This is a genomic window from Anaerosalibacter bizertensis (assembly GCF_009696605.1).
Taxonomy (GTDB): Bacteria; Bacillota; Clostridia; order Tissierellales; family Sporanaerobacteraceae; genus Anaerosalibacter; species Anaerosalibacter bizertensis.
This window is the reverse complement of the sequence record NZ_VULR01000016.1, coordinates 1-18,033: the sequence shown is the minus strand read 5'-3', so window position 1 is coordinate 18,033 and position 18,033 is coordinate 1. Positions and strand designations below refer to the sequence as shown.

General features: G+C 32.1%; 18 protein-coding genes and 1 rRNA gene. All 19 read left to right on the top strand.

Annotated features, from left to right (window positions below):
* Nucleotide 1: 1 nt before the first annotated feature.
* Nucleotides 2-1,816 carry an ATP-dependent zinc metalloprotease FtsH gene (gene ftsH / locus FYJ27_RS10295; protein ID WP_195839123.1) on the top strand — a complete coding sequence of 605 codons (1,815 nt, stop codon included), beginning with the start codon at nucleotides 2-4 and terminating at the stop codon, nucleotides 1,814-1,816.
* Between the two features lie 387 nt (nucleotides 1,817-2,203).
* Nucleotides 2,204-3,883, top strand: coding sequence for an acyl-CoA mutase large subunit family protein (locus tag FYJ27_RS10290; RefSeq protein WP_154484763.1), 1,680 nt, complete (start codon nucleotides 2,204-2,206; stop codon nucleotides 3,881-3,883).
* Between the two features lie 14 nt (nucleotides 3,884-3,897).
* On the top strand, nucleotides 3,898-4,293 hold the full coding sequence (locus FYJ27_RS10285) for a cobalamin B12-binding domain-containing protein (protein WP_154484762.1): 396 nt from the start codon (nucleotides 3,898-3,900) through the stop codon (nucleotides 4,291-4,293).
* Between the two features lie 17 nt (nucleotides 4,294-4,310).
* Nucleotides 4,311-5,243, top strand: a complete 933-nt coding sequence (meaB, locus tag FYJ27_RS10280) for a methylmalonyl Co-A mutase-associated GTPase MeaB (RefSeq protein WP_154484761.1) — start codon at nucleotides 4,311-4,313, stop codon at nucleotides 5,241-5,243.
* Between the two features lie 33 nt (nucleotides 5,244-5,276).
* Nucleotides 5,277-5,678, top strand: coding sequence for a methylmalonyl-CoA epimerase (mce, locus tag FYJ27_RS10275; RefSeq protein ID WP_154484760.1), 402 nt, complete (start codon nucleotides 5,277-5,279; stop codon nucleotides 5,676-5,678).
* Nucleotides 5,679-5,699: 21 nt separating this feature from the next.
* Nucleotides 5,700-7,244 carry an acyl-CoA carboxylase subunit beta gene (locus FYJ27_RS10270; protein ID WP_229775538.1) on the top strand — a complete coding sequence of 515 codons (1,545 nt, stop codon included), beginning with the start codon at nucleotides 5,700-5,702 and terminating at the stop codon, nucleotides 7,242-7,244.
* Between the two features lie 13 nt (nucleotides 7,245-7,257).
* On the top strand, nucleotides 7,258-7,626 hold the full coding sequence (locus tag FYJ27_RS10265; RefSeq protein ID WP_154484758.1) for an OadG family protein: 369 nt from the start codon (nucleotides 7,258-7,260) through the stop codon (nucleotides 7,624-7,626).
* Between the two features lie 11 nt (nucleotides 7,627-7,637).
* Nucleotides 7,638-8,042, top strand: a complete 405-nt coding sequence (locus FYJ27_RS10260; RefSeq protein WP_154484757.1) for a biotin/lipoyl-containing protein — start codon at nucleotides 7,638-7,640, stop codon at nucleotides 8,040-8,042.
* A 39-nt stretch (nucleotides 8,043-8,081) separates the two neighbouring features.
* Nucleotides 8,082-9,320 (top strand): sodium ion-translocating decarboxylase subunit beta, encoded by a 1,239-nt coding sequence (locus FYJ27_RS10255; protein ID WP_154484756.1) that lies wholly within the window; start codon nucleotides 8,082-8,084, stop codon nucleotides 9,318-9,320.
* A gap of 58 nt (nucleotides 9,321-9,378) precedes the next feature.
* Complete coding sequence (locus tag FYJ27_RS10250; protein WP_154484755.1) at nucleotides 9,379-10,344, top strand: P1 family peptidase; 966 nt, start codon at nucleotides 9,379-9,381, stop codon at nucleotides 10,342-10,344.
* A gap of 157 nt (nucleotides 10,345-10,501) precedes the next feature.
* Nucleotides 10,502-11,251: an ECF transporter S component gene (locus FYJ27_RS10245; protein ID WP_154484754.1), complete on the top strand. Its 750-nt coding sequence runs from the start codon at nucleotides 10,502-10,504 to the stop codon at nucleotides 11,249-11,251.
* Nucleotides 11,252-11,264: 13 nt separating this feature from the next.
* Nucleotides 11,265-12,047: a type III pantothenate kinase gene (locus tag FYJ27_RS10240; RefSeq protein WP_425330886.1), complete on the top strand. Its 783-nt coding sequence runs from the start codon at nucleotides 11,265-11,267 to the stop codon at nucleotides 12,045-12,047.
* Nucleotides 12,048-12,102: 55 nt separating this feature from the next.
* On the top strand, nucleotides 12,103-13,077 hold the full coding sequence (gene dusB / locus FYJ27_RS10235) for a tRNA dihydrouridine synthase DusB (RefSeq protein WP_326831078.1): 975 nt from the start codon (nucleotides 12,103-12,105) through the stop codon (nucleotides 13,075-13,077).
* Between the two features lie 177 nt (nucleotides 13,078-13,254).
* Complete coding sequence (locus tag FYJ27_RS10230; protein WP_154484752.1) at nucleotides 13,255-14,091, top strand: hypothetical protein; 837 nt, start codon at nucleotides 13,255-13,257, stop codon at nucleotides 14,089-14,091.
* A gap of 140 nt (nucleotides 14,092-14,231) precedes the next feature.
* Nucleotides 14,232-14,708, top strand: a complete 477-nt coding sequence (greA, locus tag FYJ27_RS10225; protein ID WP_154484751.1) for a transcription elongation factor GreA — start codon at nucleotides 14,232-14,234, stop codon at nucleotides 14,706-14,708.
* A 15-nt stretch (nucleotides 14,709-14,723) separates the two neighbouring features.
* A complete protein-coding gene (lysS, locus tag FYJ27_RS10220) occupies nucleotides 14,724-16,223 on the top strand; it encodes a lysine--tRNA ligase (protein WP_154484750.1) in 1,500 nt (499 codons plus the stop codon).
* 177 nt (nucleotides 16,224-16,400) lie between these two features.
* Nucleotides 16,401-16,976: a uracil-DNA glycosylase gene (locus FYJ27_RS10215; protein ID WP_154484749.1), complete on the top strand. Its 576-nt coding sequence runs from the start codon at nucleotides 16,401-16,403 to the stop codon at nucleotides 16,974-16,976.
* Between the two features lies 1 nt (nucleotide 16,977).
* On the top strand, nucleotides 16,978-17,550 hold the full coding sequence (locus FYJ27_RS10210) for a uracil-DNA glycosylase (RefSeq protein WP_326831077.1): 573 nt from the start codon (nucleotides 16,978-16,980) through the stop codon (nucleotides 17,548-17,550).
* Between the two features lie 386 nt (nucleotides 17,551-17,936).
* Nucleotides 17,937-18,033: ribosomal RNA gene (locus FYJ27_RS10205) — 16S ribosomal RNA — on the top strand; the annotation flags it as partial.

The window sequence follows — 18,033 nt, the reverse complement described above, 5'->3', positions numbered from 1 at the left end:
ATTGAGAAAATTCTTTAGGGGTGTGAGCTTTTATTTGCTTATACTCATAATTATATTTCTGGTAGTGGAAATGGTAGGCAAAGATGTAGAGCCAGTAGTAGAAATGGATGTAACTGAGCTAATACAACACTTAAATTCTAAAGATGTAGAGAGTTTAAAAAGTGTAGGAGGCAAAACCATAAAAGGGAAATTGAAAGATAATACTCAATTTACCACTGTATTGCCTGAGGAAATGAGGTATACTTTTTATTCTGACTATTTAAAACCTTTAGTAGATAAAAAAGAGATTAGATATAGAGGAGAAGAAGAACCGGGGACACCTTGGTTTGTTGAAGCATTACCAACTATTTTTCTTATACTTGTGTTTGTTGTAATATGGTTTGTATTTATGCAACAATCTCAAGGCGGTGGAAATAGGGTGATGTCCTTTGGAAAGAGCAAGGCAAAAATGCATAAAGAAAATGAAGGGGAAAAAGTAACCTTTGATGATGTAGCAGGTCTTGAAGAGGAAAAAGAAGAACTAAAAGAGATAGTAGACTTCTTAAAAAGTCCGAAAAAATACATTGAATTAGGTGCAAGAATACCTAAGGGTGTATTACTTGTAGGTCCTCCAGGAACAGGTAAAACTTATTTAAGTAAAGCTGTTGCTGGTGAGGCAGGAGTTCCTTTCTTTAGTATTAGTGGTTCTGATTTTGTAGAGATGTTTGTAGGTGTGGGAGCTAGTAGAGTTAGAGATTTATTTGAACAGGCAAAGAAGAATTCACCATGTATTATATTTATAGATGAGATAGATGCTGTAGGTAGAAAAAGAGGAGCAGGTCTTGGTGGAGGTCATGATGAAAGAGAGCAAACCTTAAACCAACTCTTAGTAGAAATGGACGGCTTTGGTACCAATGAAGGTATCATATTAATGGCAGCAACTAATAGACCGGATATTCTTGATCCAGCTATATTGAGACCAGGTAGGTTTGATAGAACAGTATATGTTGGTGCACCAGATGTTAGAGGTAGAGAAGCTATATTGAAGATTCATACTCGTAATAAACCATTAGCAGAAGATGTAGACTTAAAGGTTGTTGCGAAAAGAACTCCAGGATTTACACCAGCAGATTTAGAAAATCTAATTAATGAGGCTGCACTTCTTACAGCGAGAAACAACTTAAAAGAAATACCAATGAATATTATAGAAGAAGCTTCTATTAAAGTTTTAGCAGGACCAGAGAAAAAGAGTAGGGTAATAAGCGAAAAAGAAAGAAGACTTACAGCTTATCATGAAGCGGGTCATGCTGTAACTGCGAGAGTACTACCAAATTCTGATCCAGTTCATATGGTGACGATTGTTCCAAGAGGTATGGCGGGAGGATTTACTGCTTACCTTCCAGAGGATGATAGGCAATATATGACGAAGGGACAAATGGAAGATGAAATAGTACAGATGCTTGGAGGAAGAGTTGCAGAAGCTTTAGTTCTTGAAGATATAAGTACAGGAGCACAGAATGATATAGAAAGAGCTACTAAATTAGCAAGAAGAATGGTAACTCATTATGGAATGAGTAAAAATTTAGGACCTATGACTTATGGAACAGATGATGAAGAAGTTTTCATAGGTAGGGATTTTGGAAGGGCAAGAAACTATAGCGAACAAGTAGCAGCGGCTATAGATAAAGAAATGAGAACTATAATAGATAGAGCATACCAAAAGGCTGAAGAGATACTAACAGAAAATATGGATAAATTGCATAAAGTAGCAGAAGCTCTTCTTGAAAAAGAAACCCTTGATTCAAAAGAATTTGAAGAAGTTTTTATGAGTGCATAAGGTAGTTAGCAAAAAAGCTAGCTGCCTTTTTTGCTGAAAAACTTTAAAATTAAGAGGATTTTTTGAATGTATGTAGAAGTAACTACAAAGAGCTAGTAAATACTGCTTTATTTGTGACAATAAAGATGAAACTAAATTGTTTAACAAATAAAACCCAGTATTGATGACATGTCATTAATACTGGGTTTTTGTTTTTATATTTCTAAGAATTTAAAGAGGAAAAAAGAATCTTGTGTCGAATAGATTTATTAAAGTTGCAATATTTATTTCATTTTTTAAATTTTTGAAATTAATATTGCAAAAACATATATAATGTATAATATAATAGTTTATAGAGAACTTTTTATGAAAAGGATTTCATTTAAATATTGGATAGGGGGTTGGCAAATGTTTGATGATGAAAAGCTAAAAAATCTTAAATCCTCAAAAGAGGAATGGCAAAAGAAAACAATAGATAAGGCAATTAAAAGATTTCCAGAAAGAAAAGAAAAATTTTCTACAACTTCGGAAATTGAAGTAGAAAGGCTATATACTCCAGAGAATATTGGAGATTTAGATTATGAGAAAGACCTAGGATATCCAGGAGAGTATCCATATACTAGAGGCGTTCAACCTACAATGTATAGAGGTAGACTGTGGACTATGAGACAGTATGCAGGATTTGCTACTGCTGAAGAATCAAATAAAAGATACAAATATCTTCTTGAGCAAGGACAGACTGGTCTTAGTGTAGCTTTTGATTTACCAACACAAATTGGCTATGACTCAGATCATCCATTAAGTGCAGGGGAAGTAGGAAAAGTAGGGGTAGCTATTGACTCATTAAAAGATATGGAAATTTTATTTGATGGAATTCCATTAGATAAGGTAAGTACTTCTATGACTATAAACGCTCCTGCTAGTGTGCTTTTGGCTATGTATATTGCAGTGGCTGAAAAACAAGGAGTATCTCAAGATAAGCTTAGAGGTACTATTCAAAACGATATATTAAAGGAATATATCGCAAGGGGAACCTATATTTTCCCACCAGAGCCATCTATGAGACTCATAACAGATGTATTTGAATATTGTTCTAAAAACGTACCAAAATGGAACACTATAAGTATTAGTGGATATCATATTAGGGAAGCAGGAGCTACTGCTGTACAAGAAATAGCATTTACATTAGCAGATGGAATTGCTTATGTAGAGGCTGCAATAGAGGCAGGATTAGATGTAGATGATTTTGCTCCAAGGCTTTCTTTTTTCTTTAATGCTCATAATGATCTACTTGAGGAAGTAGCTAAATTTAGGGCAGCAAGAAGACTTTGGGCAAAGATAATGAAAGAAAGATTCAATGCTAAAAATGAAAAGTCTATGAGATTAAAATTTCATACTCAAACGGCAGGCTCTACTCTTACAGCTCAACAGCCAGATAACAATATTATAAGGGTAACTATTCAAACTCTTGCAGCAGTACTTGGAGGCACACAATCATTACATACAAACTCTAAAGATGAGGCTTTAGCTCTTCCAACTGAAGATGCAGTAAGAATTGCTCTTAGAACGCAACAAATAGTAGCACACGAAAGTGGAGTTACTGAAACTATAGATCCACTAGCAGGATCTTATTATATTGAATCTCTGACTAATGAAATGGAAAAAAGAGCTATGGAATATATTAAAAAGATAGATGAATTAGGTGGTACACCAAAGGCTATAGAAAAAGGATATATACAAAAAGAGATACAAAATAGCGCTTATAAATATCAAATGGAAATAGAGTCTAATGATAGAATAGTAGTTGGAGTAAATAAATTCTATATAGAAGAAGATCATAAAAAAGATATTTTAAGGGTTGATCCTGAAGTAGAAAAACTTCAAAATGAAAAACTGTCCAAATTAAAATCGGAAAGGGATAGTGAAAAAGTTCAAAATATATTGAAGGAGCTTAAAAAAGCTGCTAATGAAGATAAAAATCTAATGCCATATATATTATCAGCAGTTAAAGAGTATGCGACTTTAGGTGAAATATGTGATGTTTTAAGATCAGTATTTGGCGAATATGAACAATCTGTAATTTTATAAAAGGAGGCAAAAAAATGGATATGCCGATTAGAGTGTTAGTAGCAAAACCTGGACTTGATGGACATGACAGAGGTGCTAAAGTTATAGCAAGATCATTGAGAGATGCAGGAATGGAAGTAATATATACAGGACTTAGACAAACACCTGAACAAATAGTAGCAGCAGCTATACAGGAAGATGTGGATGTTGTTGCTATGAGTATTCTATCTGGTGCTCATAATCATTTATTTCCTAAGGTGGTAAGTCTTCTTAAAGAAGAAGGAGCAGATGATTTACTAATAATTGGTGGAGGGGTAATTCCAGAAGATGATATACCAAAATTAAAAGAAGCTGGGGTTGAAGAAATATTTACACCAGGTACATCTACAAAAGATGTAGTTAATTATATAAAGGAGCATGTAAAAAGATAGTATAGGTGGTGCTTTAATTGAATTTAGAAGAAAAGTTACTCCATGGAGACAAAAGGGCTTGTGCTAGACTTATAACTATGGTAGAAAATAATCAGCAAGAGGCTTTTGAAATAATAAAGAATCATTATAATAAAACTGGTAATTCCTATGTTGTAGGTATTACTGGACCACCAGGCAGCGGAAAAAGTACTCTTACTGATAGATTAACAAGAGAATTATTGAATAGAGGTAAAAAAGTAGGGATTATAGCTATAGATCCTACTAGCCCTTTTACTGGTGGTGCAATACTTGGAGATAGGATTAGGATGAATGATTTATCTCTAAATAAAAATGTATTTATTAGAAGTATGGGAACGAGAGGTTCATTAGGAGGATTATCTAAAGCTACCCAAGGTGCAATAAAGATTCTAGATATTTATGGAGTTGATTATATTTTTGTTGAAACAGTAGGGGTAGGACAATCTGAAATAGATATAGTAAAAGCAGCTGACACAGTACTTATGGTTATGGTTCCTAATTTAGGGGATGATATACAAGCCATAAAAGCAGGTATAATGGAGATTGCAGATATTTTTGCAATAAATAAATCAGATATAGATGGAGCAGATAAAACCCAAGTTGAAATTGAAATGAATTTAGACTTAAATGAGGAAATGGATTATAGACCACCAGTATTAAAAGTATCAGCAAGAAAAAAAGAAGGAATTAGCCAATTAGTAGATAGCATATTAGATCATAAGGAGTTTTTAGAGAAAACAGGAAAACTAAAAGATAGAAGGAAACGTAATACAGAAATAGAGATATTAAACCTTGTAGAAGAAGGGCTCATGAATATAATATTTTCTAAGATGAAAAGAAAGGCTATATTTGATGAAATAATAGAAAGTGTAATGTCTAGAGAACTAGACCCATATACTGCCAAAGATCAAATTATTAAGCTCATAAAATAAAAAGATATAAAATTAAATAAAGGGGGCTAGGCAATGGTTGTTAAGGTTGATCATATAGGAATTGCAGTGAAAGATTTGAAGAAAGCCTTAAAGTTTTATGAAGAAATTTTAGGTTTAAAATGTGAGAATACGGAAGTAGTTGAAGAGCAAAAAGTTAAAGTGGCATTTCTTCCTATAGGAGATACAGAAGTAGAGCTTCTTGAGTCGACAGAAGCTAATGGACCCATTGCAAAGTATATAGAAAAAAGAGGAGAAGGCGTACAACATATAGCTTATAGAGTAGACGATATAGAAAAAGCTATAGAGGAAATGAAGGAAAAAGGTATAAGAATGATTGATGAGAAACCTCGTTATGGTGCAGGGGGAGCTAAGATAGCTTTTGCACACCCAAAAGATACCTATGGTGTTTTAGTAGAACTATGTGAAAGGGATTAATTCAAAAAAAGGAGGATGAAAATGGACAATAAACTAGAAAAACTTGTAAAAGCCAAAGAGAAAATAAGACTTGGTGGCGGAGAAAAAAGAATAGAAAAACAACATGAAAGAGGAAAACATACAGCAAGAGAAAGAATAGATATGCTACTGGACGAAGGAAGTTTTGTAGAAATAGATGCCTTTGTTAAACACAGATGTAATAATTTTGGAATGGAAAGTGTAGAAACTCCAGGAGAAGGTGTAGTGACTGGATATGGAACTGTAGATGGAAGGTTAATTTTTGTATATGCCCAAGACTTCACAGTATTAGGTGGTTCCCTTGGAGAAATGCATGCTGAAAAAATATGTAAAGTTCAAGAAATGGCAATTAAGATGGGAGCACCAATTGTAGGATTTAATGACTCTGGAGGGGCTAGAATTCAAGAAGGTGTAGATGCACTATCAGGTTATGGGAAAATATTTTATAGAAATACTAAGGCTTCAGGAGTAATACCACAAATAACTGCTATAATGGGGCCTTCAGCTGGGGGAGCCGTTTATTCTCCTGCTATTACAGATTTTATTTTCATGGTGGAAAAGACCAGTATGATGTTTATTACAGGTCCCCAAGTAATAAAGACAGTTACAGGGGAAGAAGTAAGTCAAGAGGAACTTGGAGGAGCTATGACCCATAACAGGACTAGTGGAGTAGCTCATTTTGTAGATAATAGTGAAGAAGAATGTATTGAAAGGATTAAAAAACTTCTAAGCTTCCTACCTTCTAATAACTTGGAAGAGCCGCCATACGTAGAAACAGAAGACGATATAAATAGGATTGAAGATAGATTAAATGAAATAGTACCAGAAAATCCAAACAAACCTTATGATATGAAAGAAATAATAACTATCATAGCAGATGATAACGACTTCTTTGAAGTGCAACCATATTTTGCTCAAAATATAATTACAGGGTACATAAGAATTAATGGGAAAACAGTAGGAGTTATAGGAAATCAACCAAAAGTATTAGCAGGTTGTCTTGATATAAATGCTTCAGATAAAGCAGGAAGATTTATAAGAACTTGTGATGCTTATAATATACCGTTGTTGAACTTAGTAGATGTACCTGGATTTTTACCAGGAACTGAACAAGAATATGGTGGAATTATAAGGCATGGTGCTAAAATGCTCTATGCGTATAGCGAAGCTACGGTGCCTAAGGTAACGGTAATAATAAGGAAGGCTTATGGTGGAGCATATATTGCTATGTGTAATAAAGAATTAGGAGCAGATCAAGTATTTGCATGGCCAAATGCTGAAATAGCTGTTATGGGACCAGATGGAGCGGCAAATATAATATTCAAACATGATATAAAAGAATCTGAAGATACTATGGAGACTAGGGCGGAAAAAATAGAAGAATATAGACATACAGTAGCTAACCCATATATTGCAGCAAGTCGTGGATATGTAGATGATGTAATAGTGCCAAGTACTACAAGACAAAGACTAGCTTCTGCTTTTGATATGCTTCAAAGTAAAAGGGAGACAAATCCAGCTAAGAAACATGGAAATATTCCCCTATAAAGAGGTGATTTGATTGTTAGGTGAAAAAGTGACTATGGGGCAAAGTTTAATGGTTACTGTTTTTAGTATGGTAATAGTGTTTTTAACTTTGCTAATAATATCTTATTTAATTAAAGGACTTCAAAGCTTTTCTCAAAAAGATAGGGCTGAAAAAACAGTTGAAAATATAGAATCAATAAAAACTGAAGAGAAGCAAGAGATTATAGAGGAAGCTGAGTACTCAGATGACGAAGAATTGGTAGCAGTAATAGCGGCAGCTATTGCAGCCAATATAGGTGTAGATATTTCAAATGTGAAAATAAAAAGTATTAAAAGAGTTCCTCAAAATACTTCGGTATGGTCAAAAGTTGGGCGAGAAGAACAAATATTTAATAGATTATAGGAGGTATGGAAATGAAAAATTATTTAATAAGGGTTAACGGGAATGAATATGAGGTAGAAGTAGAAGAGATATCTAAAAGTTCAGGAGAAAAGAAATCAATAGTGAAACAAACAGTGGCACCAAAACAAGAAGTTAAGAAGCCAGCACAAAAAATAGAAACGAAAAAAGAAGAAACAAAAAAAGTAGTAGATGTACCTCAAGGTGCAGAGTCTATAGATGCGCCTATGCCTGGAACTGTTCTTAGTATAGATGTAAATGAAGGAGATGAAGTAAAAGCAGGACAAGTATTGTTAATCCTTGAAGCTATGAAAATGGAAAATGAAATACTATCCCCAAGAGATGGAAAGGTAGCAGCTATTCATACAACAAAAGGAACATCGGTAAGCACCGGAGATAAACTAGTATCTATTGAATAACTTCTGGAACAAAATTATTGGGAAAGGAAGGTAGATTAAATGTTACTAGAAATATTAAAAGAGTTTCTATTGAGTACGGGATTTGCTGCTATAACCTTTAAAGAAATAATAATGATAATTATATCCTTTATACTACTTTATTTAGCTATTAAAAAAGAATATGAACCTTTATTATTGGCACCAATAGCTTTCGGAATGCTTCTTACAAATCTTCCACTAGGTGGACTAATGGATCCGCCTAAAGATGGTCAGTTAGGGGGACTACTATATTATCTCTATCAAGGTGTGGAGCTTGGCATATATCCTCCTCTTATATTTTTAGGTGTAGGGGCTATGACAGATTTTGGACCACTTATTGCAAATCCTAAAAGCATATTGTTAGGTGCGGCAGCCCAATTTGGAATATTTATAACCTTTATAGGAGCTGTAGCTTTAAAGTTTACAGGACCAGAAGCTGCTAGTATAGGAATAATTGGCGGAGCCGATGGACCTACAGCTCTTTATTTAACTAGTAGGCTTGCACCCCATCTATTAGGACCTATAGCGGTAGCAGCTTATTCTTATATGGCATTGGTGCCTATTATTCAGCCTCCTATAATGAAGGCTCTAACTACAGAAGAGGAAAGAAAGGTAGTTATGGAGCAGTTAAGACCAGTATCAAAAAAAGAAAAAATCATATTTCCAATATTGGTAACTGTATTTGTAGTACTACTTCTTCCATCTGCAGCACCTCTTGTTGGAATGTTAATGATGGGGAATCTATTTAGAGAATCTGGAGTGGTAGATAGACTTTCTAATACAGCGCAAAATGAACTTGTAAATATTATAACTATATTTTTAGGGGTTACAGTAGGAGCTACAGCTAAAGCAGAAACTTTTCTATCTCCATCGACAATAAAGATAATAGTACTAGGACTTATTGCTTTTTCTATTGGAACAGCAACAGGAGTATTATTTGGAAAGATAATGCACAAAGCTAGTGGTGGAAAAATAAATCCACTTATTGGAGCAGCAGGAGTATCAGCAGTACCAATGGCGGCAAGGGTAGTACAAAAAGTAGGGCAAGAGGAAAACCCAGGAAACTTTTTACTTATGCATGCAATGGGACCTAATGTTGCAGGGGTAATAGGTTCAGCAATGGCGGCAAGGGTAGTACAAAAAGTAGGGCAAGAGGAAAACCCAGGAAACTTTTTACTTATGCATGCAATGGGACCTAATGTTGCAGGGGTAATAGGTTCAGCAATAGCAGCAGGATTATTACTTATGTTCTTTAGCTAAATATATAAACATAGCGGAGCTTAGCTCCGCTAATATTTTTTTAGAAAGGAGAGATATTATGTATAGTGGATATATTACAGATGTAGAAGGAATAAAAGTTGGCCATAGTCAATCTAATGAGGGGATGACTGGTTGTACCGTAGTTATTTGTGAAGATGGTGCTACTGCTGGAGTTGATGTTAGAGGTTCAGCACCAGGGACTAGAGAAACTGATCTTTTAAATGCAGAAAAAATGGTAAATAAAATTCATGCCGTTCTTCTTTCAGGAGGTAGTGCTTTTGGATTAGATGCGGCTGGTGGAGTTATGAAGTTTTTAGAAGATAAGAAAATAGGGTTTGATGTAGGAGTTACAAAGGTTCCTATAGTAAGTGGTGCCGTTATATTTGACCTTGATATTGGTGATTATTCTATTCGCCCTAATTTCAACATGGGTTATTTAGCAGCTAAAAATGCTAAGGAGGAAGAAAAAAGTCAAGGCAATATAGGCTGTGGAATGGGAGCTACAGTAGGTAAAATATTAGGGCCAGAATACTCAATGAAGTCAGGTATTGGAAGTGCTAGCATGAATGTAGGAAATCTTTGGGTTGGAGCTATAATAGCGGTAAATAGCTTTGGTGATGTTTACGACTATGAAACAAATAATATTTTAGCAGGTGCTTATGATTATAAAAATAAAAAACTATTAAATTCTTATGAAATAATGAAAGAAGAAAAAAATATTAAGGATTTTTCTATAAAAAATACTACGATAGGTGTAGTAGCTACAAATGGTATATTGTCTAAACCAGAAGCTAATAAAGTTGCTCAAATGGCCCAAAATGGATTAGCGCGTTCTATTAATCCAATACATACTATGTACGATGGAGATACAATTTTTACAATGTCTACAGGAAAAATAAAATCTGATGTAAATCTTATAGGAACATTATCTAGTGAAGTAGTATCAAGGGCTATAACAAATGCAATATTAAGTACTAATTCTTATAAAAATATTTTATCCTATGAAGATTTAAAAAGATGTTAAAAACTGTTGAAATTTTATTGAAAACAGTCTAAAATGTAGTTGAAAGAATGCTTAAGCTAGCATCCTATATACAAGGAGCTGGACTGTTTTGTAAAATCAAATCAAAACAACGTCTAGTATCTAAAAATTTTAAGAACTAGAACGGAGGTATATAACTATGTTAAAAGATGAAAAGTTTGATGTTAGAAAGATGACGGTAGTGGGAATTCTCGGAGGTATTTCTGCTATTCTTGGACTTACTCCTCTCGGGTTTATTCCTGTAGGACCTACAAAAGCAACTATTATGCATATTCCTGTTATTATAGGAGCTATAATGGAAGGTCCAGTAGTTGGTGGATTAGTAGGATTAATATTTGGGTTATTTAGCGTTTTTCAAGCTATAATGAATCCTACACCTGTTTCTTTTGTTTTTCTCAACCCACTGGTTTCAGTGGTTCCTAGAGTGTTAATAGGGATAGTGTCCTATTATGTTTATAGTTTGTTTAAAAGAATAGGAAAGAAAGCTTCAATAGCTACATTATTTTCAGTTTGGATATTTGCTCTAAGTTATCTAACATTTACTTTTGTGAAAGGTATAAAGGGTGACGTAGAGCTATTTGGAAGCATATTTAATTTCATATTGATTATTCTAACTCTTTTAGTAGGTTATTTTTCTCATGAGAAGCTTCAAGACAATGCAGCAGAGATTGTTGTATCAGCAGCCATGGGTACATTAACTAATACTTTAGGAGTACTTTCAACTATTTATTTAATATATGGACAAGAATATGCTGTAAAATTAGGTTTAGATCCAGATAAAGTGGGCAAATTTATCTTAGGCATAGGAATAACTAATGGTATTCCTGAAATTATAGTAGCCATAATTATTGTAACTAGTGTAGTAGCATCTCTTAAAAAGAGGGCTTAATATATGAGGAAGGGTGAAAAGCTTGTTATTAGTAATAGATGTAGGAAATACTAATATAGTATTAGGAGTATATGAAGGAAAAAAATTAGCATATGATTGGAGAATAGCTACAGACAAGGATAAAACATCTGATGAATATGGACTTTTATTTGAACAGATATTTAAATACCATGGCCTATGTCCTTCTATGGTAGATGATGTAATAATTTCATCTGTAGTTCCGACATTAATGTATACCATGGAAGCTATGAGTTTAAAATACTTCGAATGTGAACCTTTAATAGTAGGTCCTGGAATTAAAACAGGAATGAATATTAGGTACGATAATCCAAGAGAAGTAGGAGCGGATAGAATAGTAAATGCTGTATCTTCTTATGAAAAGTATGGAGGTCCATTAATAATTGTAGATTTTGGAACAGCAATAACTTTTTGTGCAGTATCAAAAGATGGTGAATATCTTGGAGGGGCTATAGCTCCAGGAATTAAGATTTCTAGTGAAGCATTATTTTTAAGAACTGCAAAATTACCAAAGGTAGAGCTTGTTAAGCCAGAAGGAGCAATTTGTAAAAACACAGTAAATAGTATTCAAGCAGGGCTTATATATGGATATATAGGACTTGTAGATGGCATAATAGAGAGAATGAAAGAAGAACTAAAAGATGAAGGAGAAGTAAAAACTGTAGTAGCTACAGGTGGTTTTGCAAGCCTTATAGCTAGCGAAAGTAAAACGATAAATAGAATAGATAAATTATTAACTTTAGAGGGTTTGAGAATAATTTATGAGAGAAATAAGTAAAGTAGCCTTAGGGCTACTTGCTTTTTAATATATAGAGAAATATAGGAGTGATTTGGTGAAAATAGGAAACATATTATTAGAAAACAATATATTTTTAGCTCCTATGGCTGGGGTTACAGATCTAGCTTTTAGAACAATATGTAAAGAGATGGGAGCAGGATTAGTATATACAGAGATGGTAAGCAGTAAAGGCTTATATTATGGTGATGTAAAAACTAAAGAAATTGCAGATGTAAATGAAGAAGAAAGGCCAGTTGCTATTCAGATATTTGGTTCAGATGCTGATATTATGGCATATGTTGTAAAGGAAAAAATAAACTTAAGAAATGATATAGATATTATTGATATAAATATGGGTTGTCCTGCACCTAAAATTGTTAAAAATGGAGATGGAAGCGCATTATTAAAAGTACCTTCTTTAATAAGAAAAATTGTTAGAGAAGTTGTAAAGGTATCTACAAAACCTGTTACAGTTAAAATAAGAAAGGGTTGGAATGCTTCTAATATAAATGCAGTTGAAATAGCAAAAATAGTGGAAGAAGAAGGTGCTAAAGCTATTACAATTCATGGAAGAACCAGGGATATGTTTTATTCAGGTGAAGCAGATTGGGATGTAATAAAAGATGTAAAAGAAAATGTATCGATACCAGTTATAGGGAATGGAGATATATTTACTGCTGAAGATGGGATAAGAATGTTTGAATACACTAATTGTGACGCAATAATGATAGGAAGAGGAGCAAGAGGGAACCCATGGATATTTAAAAATATATTAGAGTTAATAGATGGAAAAGAAATAATGTATCCAACAAATGAAGAAAAAATAAAAAAAGTTGTTAAACATTTAGAGCTTTTGTGTAGCATAAAGGGAGAACATATAGGGGTAAGGGAAATGAGGAAACATATAAATTGGTATATTAAAGGGATGAAAAATTCATCTCAACTTAAAAACCGGATAAATACAATTGAAACAAAGGAAGAGATGGTTAAGACTTTATTAGATTATTTGTTTATTTTAGAGGAAAAATAAATAGGTAATACCTACAATGTTCATATCATATAATAAATAAAAATATAAAATTGAGGGGGATTTTTATGTTTCGAGTTTATTTATATAATTGATCCAGAAGTTTATATTAAATACATAAGGAGAGGATTTTTAAAATATATACCAAAGAAATGCATTAGAAAAATAAGACCTAGATTTGTGACTAATTTTACTGATAGTAATGGAAAAGTTATAGGCAAAGGAATAGGAATTTTTACAGTAGATTATAAAGAATTATCAAAGTCTAAATATATTGAAGGGATAATTGAAGGAGTAGAAAAATTTAGAACAAATGAAAGTAGAAATATTATATTGGATAATTTAGATTTACTAGAATTAAAAGATATAGAGTATATAGAAAATAAAACAAAATTAAGAGTTTTAGATGGAAAGAAAACTATGATATATTTTATGCCTAGTGTATTAAAAGAATTTTATAGTGGGTTAGAAAGCAATTTGACGGATAAAGAAATTCTTATAATAAGTGATGATAGTTTTTTAACATATGATTTAATAAGAAATTTATCTGGTGAGGTTAGGTTTTTGACTGTAACAGGAGAAGATGAAAAATGGATAGAAGATATTTCTTATAAAATATATGATACTACAGGATTATCAATATTCTACACTAAAAATATAGATAGAATATTGAAGAAATACGATATTATAATTAATTTAAGTGAATATATACTTGTAAATATAGATAAATTAAGGGGTAATGTCATAGTATTTGATTTAAGTTTTGAAAATATATTGACTCAAGAAGCAAAAAAAATTAATAGCAAAATATTAGTTGTAGAAGATTTTTTATTTGAGTATGAGAAATTAGTATCTGAAAAACAATTTTTTCATGAAAAAAAAGAAATTCCTTCCCATAAGTACGAAGTTTTTGATAAAAAATCGATGAAAGATTTTAAAAAGGTTTTGGTTGATGGTAATAGTTACACATTAGAAGATTTAATCAATAATAGGATTAAAAAAAAGGTTAAATTTTAGGTACTTGACAATAAAAAGCTGCTAATTTATAATAGTCTCCATATAAAGATTGCCAATAAACCTCAAATGGAGAGAAGGTTTTTTTATGGGAAAAAGGCTGTATATGCCTAAACATATAAAAAGAAAGGGAGAGAGGGCACATGGTTGAAAGAGATGTGTTTTTAACAATGGAGGGGCTTAAGAAATTAGAGGATGAGTTAGATGAATTAAAAACTGTGAGAAGGAAGGAAATAGCAGAGAGAATAAAAGAAGCTTTGGCCTTTGGAGATATAAGTGAAAATGCAGAGTATGACGAAGCTAAAAATGAGCAAGCTCAATTAGAAGAGAGGATTGCAAAACTAGAAGCATTACTTAGGAATGCAAAAATAATAGATGAAGAAGATATATCTACTGATAATGTAAGTATAGGTTCAAGAGTTAAGGTCAAAGATCTGGAATATGATGAAGAAATAGAATATACAATAGTTGGCTCAGCAGAAGCAGATCCTTATGAAGGAAAAATTTCAAATGAATCTCCAGTAGGAAAAGCATTAATAGGAGGAAAATCAGGTGATACTGTCGAAGTTAAAGTACCAGATGGTATTATAAAATATGAAATTCTTGAAATAGCTAGATAAAAAGGAGGCTTTTATATGTCAGGAACAGAAGAAAATCTTAATGAAATACTAAAGCTAAGGAGAGAAAAGTTAGATAAGCTAATAGAAATGGAGAGAAATCCTTTTCATGTTCAAACATTTGACTATACTCACCATAGCAGTGAGATAAAAGAAAATTTTGAGGATTTGGAAGGCAAAGAAGTAAAAGTAGCCGGAAGAATAATGTCTAAAAGAGGGCATGGTAAAGTAAGTTTCACGGATATTCAAGATAGTGAAGGTAAGATACAATTATTTGTTAAAAAAGATGCATTAGGTGAAGAAGAGTATGAACTATTTAAACTTTATGATATCGGAGATATAGTAGGTGTGCATGGAGAAGTATTTAAGACTAAAACTGAAGAAATATCTATTAAAGTCGATCAAGTTATTCTTTTAACAAAGTCACTACAAATTTTACCGGAAAAATTTCATGGACTTAAAGATCCAGATTTAAGATATAGACAAAGATATGTAGATTTAATAGTAAATCCAGAAGTAAAAGAAACTTTTATATTAAGATCAAATATTATTAAAGCTATTAGAGAATATTTAGATGACAGAGGATTTATAGAAGTTGAAACTCCTATATTGAATACAATTGCAGGTGGAGCAAATGCAAAGCCTTTTATTACCCATCACAATACATTAGATATAGATATGTACTTAAGAATTGCTAATGAGTTGTACTTAAAGAGATTAATTGTAGGTGGATTTGAAAAGGTTTATGAAATGGGAAGAATGTTTAGAAATGAAGGCATGAGCCATAAACATAATCCTGAATTTACAAGTATAGAACTTTATCAGGCTTATGTAGATTATGAAGAAATGATGAGGCTTACAGAAAATTTAGTAGCCTATGTAGCAGAAAAAACATTAGGAGCTACAAAAATAAATTATCAAGGTAAAGAAATAGATTTAACTCCACCTTGGAGAAGACTAGATATGGCAGAAGCTGTTAAAGAATATGCAGGAGTAGATTTTAGTACTATTAATACAGATGAAGAAGCATTAAAGATAGCTAAAGAAAAAGGTATTGAAATAAGGGAAGGCATGACTAGAGGTCATATAATAAATGAGTTCTTTGAAGAATTTTGCGAAGAACATTTAATACAACCTACTTTTATAACTGGACATCCTGTAGAAGTATCTCCATTAGCTAAAAGAAATCTAGAAGATCCAAGAAAAACTGATAGGTTTGAAGCTTTTGTAAATAGCTGGGAAATAGCAAATGCCTTTAGTGAATTAAATGATCCAATAGATCAAAAACAAAGATTTTTAGATCAGTTAAAACAAAGAGAATTTGGTGATGATGAAGCCCATATGATGGATGAAGATTTTGTCAATGCATTGGAAGTTGGACTTCCACCAACAGGAGGATTGGGAATTGGAGTGGATAGATTGATAATGATTTTAACTAATCAAGCAAGTATTAGAGATGTACTTTTATTCCCAACAATGAAACCAGTAGATGTAGATAATGAAAATAATGAGAATTAAAATAAATAGCTAAAAAATGGACTGCTTCAAAATTGAAGCAGTCCATTTTTTAGCTATTATATATGACTATAAAGATAAAACTTTTAAAACAAAATATTTTTGAAGTTGTTAAGAAAAAAATAATTATGGTATTATATAAGTAATTATTTTTAGAGATAACTTATTGGAGGAATTAATATGTATACTTTAGAAGAACTTGAAAGTATAGTTTCAAAATGTAATAGATGTGATTTACATAGAGGAAGAAAAAATGCAGTTTTTGGAGAAGGAAATCCAAATGCAAAAATAATGTTTATAGGAGAAGGGCCTGGATATAATGAAGATCAAAAAGGGAGACCTTTTGTAGGAAGAGCAGGTAAACTTTTTGATAAGATGCTTGAAGCTATTGAAGTAAGAAGGGAAAGTGTATATATTGCAAATATAGTTAAATGTAGACCACCTAATAATAGGAATCCCATTGAAATGGAAAGCAAAACTTGTATAGAATACTTAAGATGGCAAGTTAAAATAATAGATCCAGATATTTTAGTTTGTCTGGGAGCTATAGCTGCAAAGAATATTATAGATTCTGATTTTAAAATCACAGCAAGTAGGGGTAAATGGATTAAAAAAGGTAAGTTTCATATAATTGCAACTTATCATCCTGCTGCACTACTTAGAGATGAAAATAAAAAGAAAGATGCTTGGGAAGATTTTAAAAGTATAAGGGATAGGTATATGGAAATAGTACAGATGTCAGGAAAGGATGATTAATGTGAAAGAGGATAGTCTTAAAAACTTAAATTCTAATATAATGGAAGAACATAGTGATAAAGAATTAGTATTGGGAAGTGGAAATATAAATAGTTCAATTATACTTGTTGGAGAAGCACCAGGTTCTAAAGAGGTTCAGCTTAAAAAACCTTTTGTAGGCCAAGCAGGAAAACATCTTGAAGAGTTTTTGGAAATCTTAGAAATAGGAAGAAATGAAGTATATATAACCAACGCAGTTAAATTTAGACCTACAAGAAAAAGCCCTAAAACCAATGGGTTAATAAATAGACCACCTACTAAAAAAGAAATTGAATTTTTTAGAAAACATTTAATAGATGAAATTTCCATAATAAATCCTAAAATGATAGTTACCCTTGGAAACACACCACTTAAAAGTATATTTGAAGAGGATATAAAAATAGGCGAAGTACATGGAAAACTTTATGAGGTAAATATAAAAGATGAAATCTATAAAGTATTTCCTTTATATCATCCAGCAGCAGTTATATATAGAAGGGAATTGAGAGGAACATATATAGAAGACTTAAAAAAACTTAAAGAACTAATCCATTAATCTTTTATTTAAGGGAACTGGTAATATAGGAAAATTTTTATCTAATAAATATATTGACAATAAACTATATAGGGTGTATTATAGTATTCCTTCATAAAATATGGTTGTCCTTAAGACGACTATTAATAAGCATAATAAGTAAAAAAGGATATATGAAGGTTTAAAATAAAAATGCTAGGCATTGAAATAAAAATTAAAAAAATTGTTGACATTATAATAAAAAGCTGCTATAGTATTAAGAGTTGACAGCAAGTCAACAAAAGAACCTTAAAAACTGAACAGTGTAAAAAAGTCCTTAAGTTAATAACTTTGATTTAAATATAATTCATAACTTAAGTCTGTATGTCAAACATACAGAAGTAATTAGTTCTGAAGGATAAAACTTTTATTATGAGAGTTTGATCCTGGCTCAGGATGAACGCTGGCGGCGTGCCTAACACATGCAAGTCGAGCGAAGGATATATAGTGAAATCTTCGGATTGA

Excerpts from the sequence above, each read along its gene's own strand:
- FYJ27_RS10290 (WP_154484763.1), top strand. The coding sequence starts at position 2,204 with ATGTTTGATGATGAAAAGCTAAAAAATCTTAAATCCTCAAAAGAGGAA.
- FYJ27_RS10285 (WP_154484762.1), top strand. The coding sequence starts at position 3,898 with ATGGATATGCCGATTAGAGTGTTAGTAGCAAAACCTGGACTTGATGGA.
- mce (WP_154484760.1), top strand. The coding sequence starts at position 5,277 with ATGGTTGTTAAGGTTGATCATATAGGAATTGCAGTGAAAGATTTGAAG.
- FYJ27_RS10270 (WP_229775538.1), top strand. The coding sequence starts at position 5,700 with ATGGACAATAAACTAGAAAAACTTGTAAAAGCCAAAGAGAAAATAAGA.
- FYJ27_RS10260 (WP_154484757.1), top strand. The coding sequence starts at position 7,638 with ATGAAAAATTATTTAATAAGGGTTAACGGGAATGAATATGAGGTAGAA.
- FYJ27_RS10255 (WP_154484756.1), top strand. The coding sequence starts at position 8,082 with ATGTTACTAGAAATATTAAAAGAGTTTCTATTGAGTACGGGATTTGCT.
- FYJ27_RS10250 (WP_154484755.1), top strand. The coding sequence starts at position 9,379 with ATGTATAGTGGATATATTACAGATGTAGAAGGAATAAAAGTTGGCCAT.
- FYJ27_RS10245 (WP_154484754.1), top strand. The coding sequence starts at position 10,502 with ATGTTAAAAGATGAAAAGTTTGATGTTAGAAAGATGACGGTAGTGGGA.
- greA (WP_154484751.1), top strand. The coding sequence starts at position 14,232 with ATGGTTGAAAGAGATGTGTTTTTAACAATGGAGGGGCTTAAGAAATTA.
- lysS (WP_154484750.1), top strand. The coding sequence starts at position 14,724 with ATGTCAGGAACAGAAGAAAATCTTAATGAAATACTAAAGCTAAGGAGA.
- FYJ27_RS10215 (WP_154484749.1), top strand. The coding sequence starts at position 16,401 with ATGTATACTTTAGAAGAACTTGAAAGTATAGTTTCAAAATGTAATAGA.